Below are 14,867 nucleotides of genomic sequence, written 5' to 3'. Positions count from 1 at the left end.
CCGAGGGTGCGGTGCGAGCCGCCTTCGCCGGCGTCGCCGAGCGCCGTGCCGAGCATCGTGTCGAGCGCCGTGGCGCAGCGCGTGCGGGGCCGGCTCCTCGCGTCGTCCGCCCGCCGCCGACCGGCCTCACGGGTGCCGCACGGCCGCCAGAGTCGAGCCGGCGACCGCCCCTTCGCCGCCGTTTTCGCCGCAGAAATACGGGAAATCACTTAGAAAAAGTGGGCTTTCCGGGTGACGAATGTGACCAATTTGCAACGTCTCTAGGAATCAGACGGCGTCTGCTCGAGCATTGTGCAATTGCAAATGGATTTACCTTGCCGTGCACATGTCCCGTATGAGTTTATGATCCTCGATTTCGCCACCGTCGTCACGACGGGAGATCACTGGGGGATTTGGCGAGGCGAGCTCACGGCCCGCCTCGCAAAGGATAGGGGGCTCTCATGAAGAAGATCGCTCTGGCCACCGTGGCTGCGGCGTGTGTCGCCGGTATCGGCACCTCCGCGTTCGCTGCCGATCTGGCCGTCAAGGCGCCGCCGATGGTCGCGCCGCCGGTCGTCAGCCCGTGGGACGTCGCTTTCGGCGGCGCGTTGATGACGGATTACGTCTTCCGCGGCATCAGCCAGTCGGCCCGCAGCGGCTCGGTCGCCGCCTATGTCGAGCCGCGCTACAACGTGCTGCCGAACCTGCAGCTCTATGCCGGCGTCGCCGGTGAGAGCATCAAGTTCGCCAACGACGCCGCGGCCGAGATCGACGTCTATGGCGGCTTCCGGCCGACCTTCGGCCCGCTCGCCTTCGACTTCGGCTTCTGGTACTACGCCTATCCGGACGGATCCAATAGCTATTATGCGCCCTACGGTGATCCGCTCGTCAACTTCTTGGTGCCTGCCCTCAAGGATCAGAACTTCTACGAGGTCTATGGCAAGGTCACCTGGACCATCAACGACTTCTTCGCGATCGGCGGCAACGTCTTCTACACGCCGAGCTTCCTCAACACCGGCGCGGACGGGACCTACTTCTCGGCCACCGCCAAGCTGACCGCGCCGGCCGGCATGCTGCCTTACGACGTCGGCGCCTATGTGTCGGGCGAGATCGGCCGCCAGGAGCTCGGCACCACCGACGTCATTCCGCTGGTCTATACGCCGGCGGTCGATCTGCCGAGCTACACCACCTGGAACGTCGGCCTCGGCTTCACCTGGAAGGCGTTCACGCTCGACCTGCGCTACATCGACACCGACCTGTCGGAAGAGAACTGCTTCGTGCTGACCGGCGATCCGGATGCGTCGAGGGGTACTCTCGGTCTCGGCTCCAACTGGTGCGGCGAGACCTTCGTGGCGAAGCTGTCGTTCGACACGTCCATTCTCTCTCTGAAGTGAGCCGGACGACCTCCGGTCTCTCTCGTCGAAGTCCCGAGGGGCGGCGCTTCACCGAAGCGTCGCCTCTCTCTTTTGGTGCGCCGCCCGCGCGGTTTCCCCGCGGGTGAGCGCGGCCGCAAGCCGATCGGGCCGGGCGCGGAATCGTTCGACTCGAGCGGGTTTTCGCGACGGAGCGGTGACGCTCGCCGCCTACGATGGAGAGACGGGGAGGCGTGCAACCACAGTCGCGAGAGGGCGCCATGCTGAGCTCTCACAAGACGTCGCACTTCGCGTGGAGCAAGGACGACCGGGCGGCGGAGGAATCGTTCTTCCGGGCCCACGCCCGCCACTGGCATCCGACCGCTCACCGGCACGAGCCCGACGCGGTGGTCGCGGTCGCTGTCGACCTCGCCGTCGGGCCCGCCGTCACCGCCGCCGAGACGCCCCTCGAGCCGGCCGCCGAGACGGCGACGCCCGGCTGGACCGCCTGGCAATTCGTCGAGTGAGCCCGTTTCCGGCCTTCGCCGCCGGTCGGCCGTCCGCCTGCCGCTGCCGCCCTGCGCGCCGGGCGGTCGCGCCCGAGTTGCCAGCCCGTTCGCGTTTCGTTAACCTTTTGCCGATGTGGCATCGCAAGCGCCCGGCCGCCGCGAGGACGGACGAGGCGGCTCCGCCCCGGCTGCGGACCGCCCTCCGCGAGGCGCGCCTGGAGGCGGCCGAGCGCACCGGCGTGGTGGTCGATCTGCGCGACGCCGACGTCGCCCGGCTGGAGATTCTGCTGGAGGCGCTCGCCCCGGTGTTCGCCGAGATTCCCGACGAGGTCGACCTGTTCGACCCGGCGATCTCGACCGGCGCGACGCCGCGGCTGTGGATCGACGCGGTCGCCCATGTGGCGATGGCGCGCGACAAGCGCACCTATCGCTTTCTCCACGACACCCGGATCGGCCGCAAGGTCTCGGCCGAGTCGCCCGAGCTGTCGGAGATCGTCGCGGCGGTCACCCGCTACGTCGCCCGGCGGCTGGTCGAGCGCGAGCGGGCGCTCGGCGAGACCCGCGAGGGTTTCCTCGACGGCTCCGGCCGGGCGCGCCGGCGGCGCCTGCTCGGCGCGGTGGGGCTGGTCGTGCTCGGCATGCTGCTCGGCGTCGCCACGGTATTCGTCGCCGCCTTCGTGGTCGCGCTCGGCCTATCCGGCGGGTAGCAGCACGCGGCGGCCGAGCTCGCCGATCGGCGCGGTGGCGGTGGAGAAGCCGCGCGTCGTCATGGTGCAGCGCCAGGCGCCCGGCTCGCCCTCGATGCCATAGAGATTGTAGGCGGCGGGCGGCTTCTTGCCGTCCGGCGCGGCGGAGGCCGATGGCAGCCCGACCGCCGGGATCGGCCCGCTCGGCCCGTCGAGCCACATCAGCGCGTGCACGTGGTCGTGGCCGTGCAGCACCAGCTCGGCGCCGGCGCGGGCCAGCGCCTGGCGAAAGGGCGCGGCGTCGACCAGCCGCTTGTGGCGGCTCGCGGCGGTCTTGTGCGGCGGGTGGTGCAGCAGCACGACGCGGAAGAGGCCGTCGTCGCCGAGCGCCTTCAGCCGGGTCTCGAGGCCCTCGATCTGGTCGCGGCCGAGCAGGCCGGTGGCGAGGAAGGCGGCGGTCGGCACCGCGCTCGACAGGCCGACCAGCGCCACCGGCGGGCGGCGTCGCACGAACGGAAAGCGGGGCCCGAGCGATTCGATCGCCTCCTTGTCCCCGCACATGAATTCGTCCCAGTGCTGGTCCCAGCGGTCGATTGCCGAGCGGACATAGGCGTCGTGATTGCCGGGCACGAAGGTGACGTCGTTCGGCGGCCCGAGCGCCTCGAGCCACTCCGCCGTGTGGGAGAACTCGCCGGGCAGCGCGAGATTGACGAGGTCGCCGGTCACCGCGGTGTGGTCGTGCGGCTGGGTCGCGAGATCGGCGATCAGGTCGTCGAGGATGTCGACACGGTGGCTGCGCGCGCGGTTGCGCCGCCAGTTGAGGTAGCCGATCAGCCGCTTGGAGACGAGCTCGCGCAGCCGCGGCCGCGGCAGCGGGCCGATGTGCGGATCGGTGAGATGGGCGAGGACGTACATCCGCCCGCTATCGCAAAATTCCGCCGGGTCGTCACGTTCGAGTGGTCTTGCCGCGCCGCGGTTGCACGAGTGGGTGCTTGTCCGTCGAAAGCGACGGCGCTAAGCATAACCTCCAACGGGGGTGAGGCGGCGATGGAACAGCGATCGGGGGCGACCACGGAGGTTTTGGCCGCCGCGCGGCCGGCGGGTGCGCCGGAGGACGCGGGCCGGCTGCCGTGCCTCGTGGTGCCGCGCCGGTTCCAGGACGCGCGCGGCTGGTTTTCCGAGACCTACAACGCCCGCCGGCTGGCCGAGCAGCACGGCATCGGCGTCGCCTTCGTGCAGGACAATCAGTCGTGGTCGGCCAAGCGCGGCACGATTCGCGGCCTGCACTTTCAGGCGCCGCCGCACGCCCAGGGCAAGCTCGTTTCCGCCGCGAAGGGCGCCATCCTCGACGTCGCGGTCGACATCCGCCGCGGCTCCCCGACTTTTGGGCAGTACGTCGCCGCCGAGCTCACCGCCGACAACGGCCGGCAGCTGTGGATCCCGGCGGGATTCGCGCACGGCTTCTGCACGCTGACCGACGACGTGGTGGTCGCCTACAAGGTGACCGACTTCTATGCGCCGGAGACCGAGGGCGGCATCCGCTTCGACGACCCGACCATCGCGGTCGACTGGCCGGTGCCGGCCGGCGAGGCGTGCCTCTCCGACAAGGACACCCGCTATCCCGCGCTCGACGGTTTTGCGAGCCCGTTCGCCTATGACGGCGCCCCGCTGCGGCCGCTCGCCCTCTGAGCCCCGAGGAGACCATGCTGCGCGACACTCGTATTCTGGTGACCGGCGGGGCGGGCTTCATCGGCTCGGCGGTGGTGCATCATCTGGTGCGTGATCTCGGCGCCGCGGTGCTGGTGGTCGACAAGCTCACTTATGCCGGCAATCTCGCCTCGCTCGCCGCGCTCGACGGCCATGCCGGCTACCGCTTCGCCCAGGCCGACATCTGCGACGCCGCGCGCATGGCGGAACTCTTTGCCGCGTTCGATCCGGACGCGGTGATGCATCTCGCCGCCGAGAGCCATGTCGACCGCTCGATCGACGGCCCGGCCGATTTCATCACGACCAACGTGGTCGGCACCTACACGCTCCTGCAGGCCGCCGTTGCGCACTGGCGCAAGCTGCCGAAGGACCGCGCCGACGCGTTCCGCTTCCATCACGTCTCGACCGACGAGGTTTTCGGCGCGCTCGGCGAGGAGGGGCGGTTCACCGAGACCACGCCCTACGATCCGCGCTCGCCTTACTCCGCCTCCAAGGCGTCGTCCGATCATCTGGTCAGCGCCTGGGGCCACACCTACGGCCTGCCGATCGTGATCAGCAACTGCTCCAACAATTACGGCCCGCGGCAGTTTCCCGAGAAGCTGATCCCGCTGACGCTGATCAAGGGCTTGCACGGCGAGCCGATGCCGGTCTACGGCGCCGGCAAGAACGTGCGCGACTGGCTCTATGTCGAGGATCACGCGCGCGCATTGGCGACCGTCCTGGCGCGCGGAAAAGTCGGCGAGACCTACAATGTCGGCGGCGGCGCCGAGCGGCGCAACATCGAGGTGGTCGAGACGCTCTGCACCACGCTCGACGCCCTGGCGCCGCGTGAAAAACCGCACCGCGAGCTGATCACGTTCGTGGCCGACCGGCCGGGCCACGATTTCCGCTACGCGATCGACTGCAGCAAGCTCGAGCGCGAGCTCGGCTGGCGGGCGCAGGAATCGTTCGAGACCGGGCTCGCCCGCACGGTGCGCTGGTATCTCGACAATCGCGCCTGGTGGGAGCCGCTGGTGAAGACCCACGACGCCGCGGCCCGCCGTGGGCTGGCGACGACCGCCGGACGATGACATGAATGTCCTTCTCCTCGGCGGAACGGGCCAGCTCGGCCGCGAGATTCTGCTCGCCGCCGGCGACGGCGTGCGGATCGCCGCACCCGGACGTGAGACGGTCGATCTGACGAGCGCCGCCTCGATCACGGCAGCTGTCGCCGCAAAGCCGTGGGACGCGGTGATCTGCGCCGCCGCCTACACCGCGGTCGATCAGGCCGAGCGCGAGAAAAACCTCGCCTTCGCGATCAATGCCGAGGCGCCGAGAGTTTTGGCCGAGGCGACGGCGCGGACGGGAACGCCTCTCGTGCACGTCTCGACCGACTACGTGTTCGACGGCAGCAAGGGCGCGCCTTATCGCTCCGACGATCCGGTCGCCCCGCTCGGCGTCTACGGCGCCTCCAAGGAGGCCGGCGAGCGCGCCGTGCGCGAAAACAATCCGCGCCACGCGATCGTCCGCACGTCGTGGCTCTACAGCCCGTTCGGCAAGAACTTTCTCAAGACCATGCTCCGCCTCGGCGCCGAGCGTGAAAAGCTCACCGTGGTCGACGATCAGCGCGGCTGCCCGACCGCGGCGGCCGATCTCGCCCGCGCCTGCCTCGTGATCGCGGAGACGCTCGCGCGCGATCCGGATGCGCCGGGGGGCACGTTCCACTTCGCCAGTGCCGGCGACACCACCTGGTGCGGTTTTGCCCGCGAAATTTTCGCGCAGTCCGCCGGGCGGCTTCCGCGTCTTCCCGAGGTGGCGGCGATCACGACCGACCAGTATCCGACGCCTGCCCGCCGACCGGCCGATTCGCGGCTCGACTGCAGCGACACCGTCGCCCGCTTCGGCGTCGCGCAGCCCGGCTGGAAGACGGCGCTCGCCGCGACGCTCGCGCGTCTCGCGGCCATCGAGGACGCAGCATGAAGGGCATCATACTCGCCGGCGGCAGCGGCACCCGGCTCTATCCGGCGACCCTCGCGGTCAACAAGCAGCTCCTGCCGGTCTACGACAAGCCGATGATCTATTATCCGCTGTCGGTGCTGATGCTGGCCGGCATCAAGGACATCCTGCTGATCTCGACGCCCGAGCATCTCGACTTCTATCGCCGCCTGCTCGGCGACGGCGCGGTGTGGGGCATCCGGCTGAACTACGTCGTGCAGGACAAGCCGATCGGCCTCGCCCACGCCTTCGTGCTCGGCCGCGACTTCGTCGGCGACGACAAGGTGTGCCTGATCCTCGGCGACAACATCTTCTATGGCCACGGGCTCAGCGTCGAGCTGGCGCGCGCCGCGGAATCGGACGCCGGCGCCACCGTGTTCGGCTATTTCGTGCGCGAGCCGAGCCAGTACGGCGTCGTGGTGTTCGATGCCGACGGCCGGCCGACCGAGCTGATCGAGAAGCCGAAGGATTTCCGCTCGCCCTGGGCGGTCACCGGCCTGTATTTCTACGACAACCGGGTGCTCGACATCGCCGCCGACCTGAAGCCGTCCGCGCGCGGCGAGCTGGAGATCACCGACGTCAACCGGCGCTACCTCGAGATGGGCGCGCTCGACGTCGTCAAGCTCGGCCGCGGCTATGCCTGGCTCGACACCGGCACCCACGATTCGCTGCTCGAGGCGTCCGAGTTCGTGCGCTCGATCCAGGCGCGCCAGGGCTTGCTGGTCGGCTGCCCGGAGGAGATCGCCTACCAGAAAGGCTTCATCGGCCGCGACGCGCTGCTCGCGCTCGCCGGCCGCTTCGACAAGACCGCCTACGGGGCGTATCTCGCACGTCTCGCGCAGGACGGCGGGGCCCGCCCCGATCGCGGCGCCGCACCGGTGGGCTCGCCGGTCGCGACCTCGTAGAGTTTCGCCCGGGCGACGGCGCGACGATGTCGCTCGCCCGACTCTCCTCGTGCAGATCCGCGGTGAAGATCCGGCGTTTCCCTGGCCGCTCCCACCCGCGGGCCGCACATTCGATTGAAGTCGCTCGCGTCACGGTGTAACCGAGTAGGGTATTGATCGTTCAGGCTGCAGCGCTCGCGCTGCCGGAACGTGGCTTGCCCGTGAAAGGACGTCGAGCGGGGACCGGGTGTTTCATGATCCGCCGGCGGATCGATCTCGTGAAGGCTGCTCGCGCGCCGGTGCCGTCGGAGAACGAGGGCGCCGACGGCAGCGACGGCACCGTCTCGCCGTCCGATCGGCGGCGCGAGATCGCCCTCGACCTGCACGAGGCCGGCATCCACGGCTGGTACCGCATCAAGATCGTCGCGGGGCACGAGAACATCGAGCGCGTGGCGCTCGACGCGATCGACCAGGCCGGCAAGGCGCTGGGCTCGCTGCGCACGCTGGTGTGGCGCGAGGGGTTCCGCGGCTACGTCCATCTCGGCCGGGCGGTCGCACGCCTCTCGATCAGGGTCGAGTTCGCCGATCCGCGCACCGCGCCGCTCACCGCCACGCTGCGGCCGCTGTCGGCGGCCGAGATCCTGTGGCAGGCGGTGCGCCAGGGCCGGCTGCGGCACGCGCTGCCCTGGGTGGTGTCGATGCTCCGCCCGCACCGGCCGTTCGCCTTCTTCCGCAGCTTTCCGACGCCGTCCGATGCCGACTACGACCGCTGGATCGAGATTCGCGAGCCCGCCCTCACCACCGCGGCGCTCGCCGACCTGCGGGTGATCGCGGCCGCGCGGCCGACCATCGCCGTGCTGCTGCCGGTCCGTGATCCGCCGCCGCATCTGCTCGCCGCGGCGATCGACTCGGTGAAGCGGCAGACGACCGGCGGCTGGCAGCTCTGCATCGGCGACGACGCCTCGGCCGACCCGGAGGTGCGGCAGATTCTCGACGACGCGCGGAGCATGGCGAACGTGCGGGTGGTCTCGTTCGACCGCCGCGCCGGCCCGGCGGCAGCGACGGCTGCGGCGTTCGCGCTCGCCGACGCGCCGTTCGCCGGCTGGCTCGGCGCCACCGACCGGCTCGCCCGTAGCGCGATCGAGGTGGTGAGCGGCACCCTCGCGCAGGCGCCGGAGACCGCGCTCCTCTATACCGACGAGGACCGGATCGATCGCCAGGAGCGGCGCGGCACGCCCTACTTCAAGCCCGACTTCTCCCGCGACCTGCTCTACTCCTACAACTATTTCAACCATTTCACCGTGTGCCGGTCGCACGTCGTGCATCGCGCCGGCGGCTGGGACGCCGCGTTCGACGGGGCGCACGACTACGACCTCGTGCTGCGCATCCTCGAGCGGCTGGACGATCCGGGCCGGATCGCGCATCTGCCGCTCGTGCTCTATCACTGGCGGATCGGCTGTGGCGCGGCGGGCGAGGATCCGGACGACGGGCTGCGGCTGGAGGCGGGGCGGCGCGCGCTCGCCGGCCATCTCGCACGAACGGGTGTGCGGGCGGAGGTGTCGGTGGTGCCCGGCGCCGGCTACCGGGTGCGCTACGTGCTGCCCGATCCGCCGCCGCGCGTCTCGATCGTGATTCCGTTCCGCAATCGCGCCGACCTCCTGCGCAACTGCATCACCTCGATCCGCGAGCGCACCCGCTACGACGATTACGAGCTTCTGCTGCTCGACAACGACTCGACCGATCCGCAGACCCGGGCGCTGCTCGCCTCCTATGCGAGCGACCCGCGCATCCGGATCGTGCCGGTGCCGGGGCCGTTCAACTACTCGGCGGTCAACAATCGCGGCGCCGCGCTCGCCACCGGCGAGTATCTGTGCTTCCTCAACAACGACACCGAGGTGATCTCGCCCGACTGGCTCGCCGACATGGTGGGCTACGCCTCCCAGGTGGGCGTCGGCTGCGTCGGCGCCAAGCTCTATTACGACGACGACACCGTCCAGCATGCCGGCGTGGTGATGGGGGTCGGACGCTTCTCCAATCACGTCTTCCTGCATCAGCCGCGCACGGCCTCGGGCTATTTCGGGCGGCTGCGGGTCGCCTCGAACTATTCCGCGCTGACCGGGGCGTGCCTGCTGATGCGCCGGGCGGTGTTCGACGAGGTCGGCGGGTTCGACGCCGAGGCCCTGCCGGTCGCCTACAACGACATCGACCTCTGCCTGCGGGTGCAGGCGAAGGGCTATCGCAACGTCTTCACGCCGTTCGCCGAGCTTTATCATCTCGAATCGGCGAGCCGAGGTCGAGAGAATAGCGTCGACGAAATCGATCGGTGGGCACGTGAGACCGATGCGATGCTGCTCCGCCATCGCATGGTGTTCGAGCACGACCCGTGCTACTCGCCGCACCTCACCCGCAAGACGACCGACTTCTCCATCGCGGTCGACGAGTGCGCGTAATTGTCTTGTCGACGTCGGGAGCGCGGCAACCCGCGTGATCCTGCGCGGGCGCGGGCGCGGGTCGTGGTCGCCGGCGTCGAGCACGGGTGCACCCGACAAAAAAAGAGGCCGCCCGGGTGGGGCGGCCTCCTCGTCTCGTGTCGTGCGGGCGTGGATCAGAAGTCCATCCCACCCATGCCACCGCCGGGCGGCATCGGCGGCATCGGCGCCGCCTTCTTCGGCAGCTCGGCGACCATCGCCTCGGTGGTCACCAGGAGGCCGGCGACCGAGCCGGCGTCCTGCAGCGCGGTGCGCACCACCTTGGCCGGGTCGATGATGCCCTTCTCGACCAGGTCGACATACTGCTCGGTCTGCGCGTCGAAGCCGAAGGTCTCCGACTTGTTCTCGAGGATCTTGCCGACCACGATCGAGCCCTCGACGCCGGCGTTGTCGGCGATCTGACGGATCGGGGCCTCGAGCGCCTTCAGCACGATGTTGATGCCGGCCTGCACGTCGGCATTGTCGTTGGTGATCTTGCCGACCGAGTTCTTGGCGAGCAGCAGGGCGACGCCGCCGCCCGGGACGATGCCTTCCTCGACCGCCGCGCGGGTCGCGTTGAGGGCGTCCTCGACGCGGTCCTTCTTCTCCTTCACCTCGATCTCGGTGGCGCCACCGACGCGGATCACCGCGACGCCGCCGGCGAGCTTGGCGAGCCGCTCCTGCAGCTTCTCGCGGTCGTAGTCCGAGGAGGTCTCCTCGATCTGCGCCTTGATCTGGCCGACCCGCGCCTCGATGGCCGCCTTGTCGCCCTGACCGTCGACGATCGTGGTCTTTTCCTTCTCGATGATGATCTTCTTGGCCCGGCCGAGCATCTGGATCGAGACGTTCTCGAGCTTGATGCCGAGGTCTTCCGAGATCACCTGGCCGCCGGTCAGGGTGGCGATGTCCTCGAGCATCGCCTTGCGGCGATCACCGAAGCCCGGCGCCTTGACCGCCGCGACCTTGAGGCCGCCGCGCAGCTTGTTGACCACCAGGGTGGCCAGCGCCTCGCCCTCGACGTCCTCGGCGATGATGACGAGCGGCTTGCTCGACTGCACCACCGCCTCGAGGACGGGGAGCATCGCCTGCAGGCCGGACAGCTTCTTCTCGTGCAGGAGGACGTAGGCGTCCTCGAGCTCGGCGGTCATCTTCTCGGCATTGGTGATGAAGTAGGGCGAGAGATAGCCGCGGTCGAACTGCATGCCCTCGACCACCTCGAGCTCGGTGTCGAGCGCCTTGGCCTCCTCGACGGTGATCACACCCTCGTTGCCGACCTTCTGCATGGCGCCCGCGATCATCTCGCCGACGGCGGTGTCGCCGTTCGCCGAGATGGTGCCGACCTGCGCGACCTCGGCCGACGAGCCGACCTTCTTGGCGCGCTTCTCGATGTCCTTCACCACCGCGGCGACGGCGATGTCGATGCCGCGCTTGAGGTCCATCGGGTTCATGCCGGCGGCGACCGACTTGGCGCCTTCCTTGACGATCGCCTGGGCGAGCACGGTCGCGGTGGTGGTGCCGTCACCGGCCAGGTCGTTGGTCTTGGCCGCGACCTCGCGCACCATCTGCGCGCCCATGTTCTCGAACTTGTCCTCGAGCTCGATCTCCTTGGCGACGGTGACGCCGTCCTTGGTGATGCGCGGGGCGCCGAAGCTCTTCTCGATCACGACGTTGCGGCCCTTGGGGCCGAGCGTCACCTTCACCGCATTGGCGAGGATGTCCACGCCGCGCAGCATCTTGTCGCGCGCCTCGGTGGAAAAGCGGACGTCTTTGGCAGCCATGTTTGCTTGCTCCGAATTCTTCTCGTCAGGTCCGTCGTCGCGCGGCGGCGCACGGGGCGCGCAGCCCTCGAGCGAACGGCGGACGCGGGGGATGTCGTCGGTCCGGCGAGCGCCGGATCAGCCGACCACGCCCATGATGTCGCTCTCCTTCATGATCAGGAGATCCTCGCCGTCGAGCTTCACCTCGGTGCCCGACCACTTGCCGAACAGCACCTTGTCGCCGACCTTCAGGTCGATCGGGATCAGCTTGCCGGCCTCGTCGCGCCCGCCCGGGCCGACCGCGATCACCTCGCCCTGGCTCGGCTTCTCCTTGGCGCTGTCCGGGATGATGATGCCGCCGGCGGTCTTCTCCTCGGCCTCGATACGCTTCACGACGACCCGGTCGTGCAGCGGGCGGAACTTGGTCTTCGCCATGGATCGTGTATCCTCGTCGCCACCAACGTGGCTTCAGGTTGAGTTTTTTCACTCGGTTGAGAAGGCTTGGCACTCCGACGGGGAGAGTGCCAAAGCTGGCCCGCAGATAGGCGGTCGGGTCCGGGGTGTCAAGACGCCGGGCGGTCTGCGCGGGCGTCGGCGCGGGGATGCCGCAGGCGCATGGTTAAGGCGGCCACGCGGTCGGGATCGTCGTGCCGCCGGCCGGGGCTGCCGCTCGCGGGCAGCCGCGCGGAACCGCCCGGGCGCAAAGGGGCGGACGAAGACGGCCGGACGAAGACGACCAGAACCGAAAGTTTCGAAAAAGGACGAAAAAAGAAGCCGCGGCGGGTGCGCCACGGCTTCCGGACGAAAACGTCCCGTTGTCGACCCTGGCGGGTCGCTCGTCGGTCGCTGGCGGACCCGGTCGCTTACTGGTTGCCGCCGGACTGGCCCGACTGCCCGGACTGCCCGGACCAGCCGGAGCCGCTGCGATCGTTCATCGAGCCCGACGCGCCGCCGCTCGACGAGCCCCCTTGGCCGGTGGTGGTCGAGCGATCGCTGCGGAACTGCGAGGCGTCGAGGTCGAGCGCCTGCAGGGTGCGCGGATCGAGCTGGTTCTCGCCGGTGGCGTAGCCCTGGCGGCGCTTGAAGTTCTCCAGCGCGGCGCGGGTGTCGGGGCCCCACTGGCCGTCCACGTCGCCGGAGCTGAAGCCCTTCTTGTTGAGCGCCTTCTGAATCTGGCTGATCTGGCTGCGGCTGAGCTGGGTGGCGTCGACCGGCTGCTGGTTCGCCGCCTGGTTCTGCGACCCGCTCTGGCCCTGGCCGGCCTGCGACTGCTGATTCCGGTTCTGGTTCTGGTTCTGCGTCTGGCTCTGGCCCGACGTCTGGCCGGATTTCTGGACCGAGGATTGGCCCGATTGCGATTGGCCGGATTGGCTCGGTTGCTGGGCGTGAACCGGCAGCGACAAGAGCGCCGCGGCGGCCGTCGCGAGAAGAATGCGTTGCATCGTCGGTCTCCCTGGGTGCGATTTGCGGCTCCGTGCGAGCCGTCTGGTGCGTGGGCCAACCCGCCGATCGCCGAATCGTTCTTCTCGCCTCGGTGGTGTCGGCGCGGTACCGGGCATTTCCCGTTGCCGCGGACGTCATCGAATCGCCCATCTCCGATGCGTCATGGCGATATGGGCTCGTCCCCGCCGCATCCGGGCGGTAAAGAAGCGCTTGCGCCGGATTCTTCCGCCCCCCAGAGTGGGCGCCTTCAAGTCGGAGACCGTCATGCCCGGTTCGTTCGACGGCCCTGTGCGCGCGGCATTCGCGCTGACGGCCGTTCTCGCCCTCGCCGGATGCGGGGGTGGCTTCAACCTCCCGTCCTTTTCCGGTCCGAGCCAACCCGAGGCGCCTCCGCCGCCGGAGCCGGCGCCGCCGTCGAGCATCCCGCCCGAGAATCTGGTCGGACGCTGGGGGCTCGCCGCCTATCACCGGCCCGAGGACCGCGCCCGCACCGAATCGGCCGCCCGCAGCCAGTGCGGCAACCCCTATGTGATCAACCGCAGCTCGATCGGCGTGGCCATGCTCGGCCACGACGACCCGAAGGTGCAGGACATGTTCGTGAAGGGGAGCCACGACGGCAAGTCGTACATCGGCCCGAGCCCGCAATCGGGCGACGCCGACGACCGTGAGGTGGTGTCGTTCGACGGCCGCGTGCTGGTGCTCAAATGGGTCGATCCCGAGGTCGCCGGCCGTTACGGCATCCAGGTCCTGGTGCGCTGCGGCGCCGAAGGGACCGCCACCCGCTCCTCGCGTGCCGCGCCGCCGCGCCCGCCGGCCCGTCAGCCGGCGCCGGCCGCCGCCACCCCGGTGCCCGCCACCCCGCGCTGATCCGGCGCGCCGGCAAATCCCCGGCCTTTTGCGCGCAGGAAAGAGCACGCCAGAACCACAGAAAAAGGGCGGCCGGCACGCAACCGGCCGCTCACCGTTTTCGCGCGATGCTCGCGTTCCCGCACGACGCCCTTGCCGGGTGACGCGCCGCACGCGATCGTGGGGCTTCGTGCCGGCCGATGGTCGCGCCATCGTCGCCGGTCCCGGACGGTCCGACGCGGCGTCGAGCCGGGAAGACGTCGAGCCGGGAAGTCGAGGAGCCGCCCCATGACCGCCACCCACCGAAATCTCCTGTGGCTGCCGCTCGCCCGCTTCGAGCGCGACGCCGTGAGGTCGGCGCTGCAGCGCTCGGGGCTGCGCTCCGACGACGTCGACGTCGACGCCCCGGGCCGCTGGTTCTGGCGGTTCGAGGAGGACGACGTGCCGGTCGGCTTCGGCGGCATCGAGGTGGCCGGCGACGCCGGGCTGCTGCGCCTCGTCACCCTGCCGCTGGTGCGCCACCGCGGCCTCGGCGGGGCGATGGCGGAGGCACTCGAGGGCGAGGCCGTCGCGCTCGGCTGCAAGGACCTCTATGTCGCCCCCTCGGGCGAGGACGCCTTCTTCGGCGATCTCGGTTATGCCCCGTGCCCGCCCGACGCGCTGCCGCCGGCGGTCGCGGCCCGTTTCCCCGGCGCCGCCGCCGCGGTGATGACCAAGCGCGTCGGCTGAGGGCGGACGCGTCCGCTCGGCCGGGTTCGCGCGTCCAGCCGCTTGATCCGGGAAGCACCGGTCCCATTCGGCCAGTCGACCTCGCGGGCGACCGGGACCGTGTGGCTCGCGATGCGGCCGAGGCTCTTGTAGAGGTCGTTGACGCTCTCGCTCTCGCCCGCGGGATCTTCTCGGCGATCTTGGTCTGGCAGCCCATCGCGTCGATGGTGACGAGGGCGCCGGTGAGCTGCAGGCGCTCGAGCAGCAGCGGGATCGCGACGATCTCGTTCGACTTCTGGTTGACTGCCTGCTAGCCGAGGACCAGCCGTTGCCGGCTCGCCCAGGCGCTCACCACGTGCAGCGGATGTGCCTCGCCGCGCCTGGCCCGGCGCGAGGTCTTGCCGTCGAGCGCGACGATGTCGGGCTCGTCCTCCCGCAGGTTCTCCACCCAGGCGACGAAGCAATCGGAGAACCTCGCCGGGTCGAGCGCATTCATCACGTCCTCGAGCGTGTCGTGCGACGGGATCCCCTTCTCGAACGGCAGCATCGTCCGC

14 protein-coding genes and 1 pseudogene are annotated in these 14,867 nt (G+C 69.7%); 10 read left to right on the top strand and 5 right to left on the bottom strand.

Annotated features, from left to right (window positions below):
• Window positions 1–440: 440 nt before the first annotated feature.
• From A33M_RS10995 to A33M_RS22345, 3 genes are all read left to right on the top strand, one after another.
• Window positions 441–1,373 (top strand): TorF family putative porin, encoded by a 933-nt coding sequence (locus A33M_RS10995; RefSeq protein WP_008386956.1) that lies wholly within the window; start codon window positions 441–443, stop codon window positions 1,371–1,373.
• Between the two features lie 239 nt (window positions 1,374–1,612).
• On the top strand, window positions 1,613–1,858 hold the full coding sequence (locus A33M_RS10990; protein WP_008386954.1) for a hypothetical protein: 246 nt from the start codon (window positions 1,613–1,615) through the stop codon (window positions 1,856–1,858).
• A 113-nt stretch (window positions 1,859–1,971) separates the two neighbouring features.
• Complete coding sequence (locus tag A33M_RS22345; protein ID WP_008386952.1) at window positions 1,972–2,547, top strand: hypothetical protein; 576 nt, start codon at window positions 1,972–1,974, stop codon at window positions 2,545–2,547.
• On the opposite strand, the gene A33M_RS10980 is transcribed toward A33M_RS22345, so the two are convergent.
• Entirely contained in the window at window positions 2,533–3,441 is a 909-nt protein-coding gene (locus A33M_RS10980) for a metallophosphoesterase family protein (RefSeq protein WP_008386951.1), read from the bottom strand. The two genes, A33M_RS22345 and A33M_RS10980, sit on opposite strands and share 15 nt — an antisense overlap.
• A 132-nt stretch (window positions 3,442–3,573) precedes the next feature.
• Here A33M_RS10980 and rfbC point away from each other — a divergent pair, with 132 nt between their 5' ends.
• The 5 genes from rfbC (at window position 3,574) to A33M_RS10955 (ending at window position 9,541) form a co-directional block, all read left to right on the top strand.
• Window positions 3,574–4,215 (top strand): dTDP-4-dehydrorhamnose 3,5-epimerase, encoded by a 642-nt coding sequence (gene rfbC / locus A33M_RS10975; protein WP_008386950.1) that lies wholly within the window; start codon window positions 3,574–3,576, stop codon window positions 4,213–4,215.
• 14 nt (window positions 4,216–4,229) lie between these two features.
• On the top strand, window positions 4,230–5,303 hold the full coding sequence (gene rfbB / locus A33M_RS10970; RefSeq protein ID WP_008386949.1) for a dTDP-glucose 4,6-dehydratase: 1,074 nt from the start codon (window positions 4,230–4,232) through the stop codon (window positions 5,301–5,303).
• Between the two features lies 1 nt (window position 5,304).
• Entirely contained in the window at window positions 5,305–6,192 is an 888-nt protein-coding gene (gene rfbD / locus A33M_RS10965) for a dTDP-4-dehydrorhamnose reductase (protein ID WP_040620195.1), read from the top strand.
• Window positions 6,189–7,112: a glucose-1-phosphate thymidylyltransferase RfbA gene (gene rfbA, locus A33M_RS10960; RefSeq protein ID WP_008386947.1), complete on the top strand. Its 924-nt coding sequence runs from the start codon at window positions 6,189–6,191 to the stop codon at window positions 7,110–7,112. Before rfbD ends, rfbA begins: the two co-directional genes overlap by 4 nt.
• A gap of 257 nt (window positions 7,113–7,369) precedes the next feature.
• The gene (locus A33M_RS10955; protein WP_192814106.1) at window positions 7,370–9,541 is read left to right on the top strand and encodes a glycosyltransferase family 2 protein; all 2,172 of its coding nucleotides are present in this window, start codon (window positions 7,370–7,372) and stop codon (window positions 9,539–9,541) included.
• Window positions 9,542–9,696: 155 nt separating this feature from the next.
• Here the strand turns inward: A33M_RS10955 and groL are convergent, their stop codons facing one another.
• The 3 genes from groL to A33M_RS10940 all read right to left on the bottom strand — a co-directional run bounded on the left by groL (window position 9,697) and on the right by A33M_RS10940 (window position 12,758).
• Complete coding sequence (gene groL, locus A33M_RS10950) at window positions 9,697–11,337, bottom strand: chaperonin GroEL (protein WP_008386945.1); 1,641 nt, start codon at window positions 11,335–11,337, stop codon at window positions 9,697–9,699.
• Window positions 11,338–11,454: 117 nt separating this feature from the next.
• Window positions 11,455–11,751, bottom strand: a complete 297-nt coding sequence (gene groES, locus A33M_RS10945; RefSeq protein ID WP_008386944.1) for a co-chaperone GroES — start codon at window positions 11,749–11,751, stop codon at window positions 11,455–11,457.
• A 428-nt stretch (window positions 11,752–12,179) separates the two neighbouring features.
• Window positions 12,180–12,758: a peptidoglycan-binding domain-containing protein gene (locus A33M_RS10940; RefSeq protein ID WP_008386942.1), complete on the bottom strand. Its 579-nt coding sequence runs from the start codon at window positions 12,756–12,758 to the stop codon at window positions 12,180–12,182.
• 265 nt (window positions 12,759–13,023) lie between these two features.
• On the opposite strand from A33M_RS10940, the gene A33M_RS10935 reads away from it, so the two are divergent.
• Complete coding sequence (locus A33M_RS10935; RefSeq protein ID WP_192814105.1) at window positions 13,024–13,626, top strand: hypothetical protein; 603 nt, start codon at window positions 13,024–13,026, stop codon at window positions 13,624–13,626.
• A gap of 267 nt (window positions 13,627–13,893) precedes the next feature.
• Window positions 13,894–14,334, top strand: coding sequence for a GNAT family N-acetyltransferase (locus tag A33M_RS22340; protein WP_008386938.1), 441 nt, complete (start codon window positions 13,894–13,896; stop codon window positions 14,332–14,334).
• A gap of 163 nt (window positions 14,335–14,497) precedes the next feature.
• Here A33M_RS22340 and A33M_RS10925 read toward each other — a convergent pair.
• A pseudogene (locus A33M_RS10925) lies at window positions 14,498–14,867 on the bottom strand (ISAs1 family transposase); the annotation flags it as partial.

The organism is Rhodovulum sp. PH10 (genome assembly GCF_000293785.1).
Taxonomy (GTDB): Bacteria; Pseudomonadota; Alphaproteobacteria; order Rhizobiales; family Xanthobacteraceae; genus Rhodoplanes.
Note: the sequence above shows the minus strand (reverse complement) of the source record. Positions and strands in the feature narration are given on the sequence as shown.

Excerpts from the sequence above, each read along its gene's own strand:
- A33M_RS10940 (WP_008386942.1), bottom strand. The coding sequence starts at position 12,758 with ATGCAACGCATTCTTCTCGCGACGGCCGCCGCGGCGCTCTTGTCGCTG.
- groES (WP_008386944.1), bottom strand. The coding sequence starts at position 11,751 with ATGGCGAAGACCAAGTTCCGCCCGCTGCACGACCGGGTCGTCGTGAAG.
- rfbB (WP_008386949.1), top strand. The coding sequence starts at position 4,230 with ATGCTGCGCGACACTCGTATTCTGGTGACCGGCGGGGCGGGCTTCATC.
- rfbC (WP_008386950.1), top strand. The coding sequence starts at position 3,574 with ATGGAACAGCGATCGGGGGCGACCACGGAGGTTTTGGCCGCCGCGCGG.
- A33M_RS22345 (WP_008386952.1), top strand. The coding sequence starts at position 1,972 with ATGTGGCATCGCAAGCGCCCGGCCGCCGCGAGGACGGACGAGGCGGCT.
- A33M_RS10990 (WP_008386954.1), top strand. The coding sequence starts at position 1,613 with ATGCTGAGCTCTCACAAGACGTCGCACTTCGCGTGGAGCAAGGACGAC.
- rfbD (WP_040620195.1), top strand. The coding sequence starts at position 5,305 with ATGAATGTCCTTCTCCTCGGCGGAACGGGCCAGCTCGGCCGCGAGATT.
- A33M_RS10980 (WP_008386951.1), bottom strand. The coding sequence starts at position 3,441 with ATGTACGTCCTCGCCCATCTCACCGATCCGCACATCGGCCCGCTGCCG.
- A33M_RS10995 (WP_008386956.1), top strand. The coding sequence starts at position 441 with ATGAAGAAGATCGCTCTGGCCACCGTGGCTGCGGCGTGTGTCGCCGGT.
- A33M_RS22340 (WP_008386938.1), top strand. The coding sequence starts at position 13,894 with ATGACCGCCACCCACCGAAATCTCCTGTGGCTGCCGCTCGCCCGCTTC.
- groL (WP_008386945.1), bottom strand. The coding sequence starts at position 11,337 with ATGGCTGCCAAAGACGTCCGCTTTTCCACCGAGGCGCGCGACAAGATG.
- rfbA (WP_008386947.1), top strand. The coding sequence starts at position 6,189 with ATGAAGGGCATCATACTCGCCGGCGGCAGCGGCACCCGGCTCTATCCG.
- A33M_RS10935 (WP_192814105.1), top strand. The coding sequence starts at position 13,024 with ATGCCCGGTTCGTTCGACGGCCCTGTGCGCGCGGCATTCGCGCTGACG.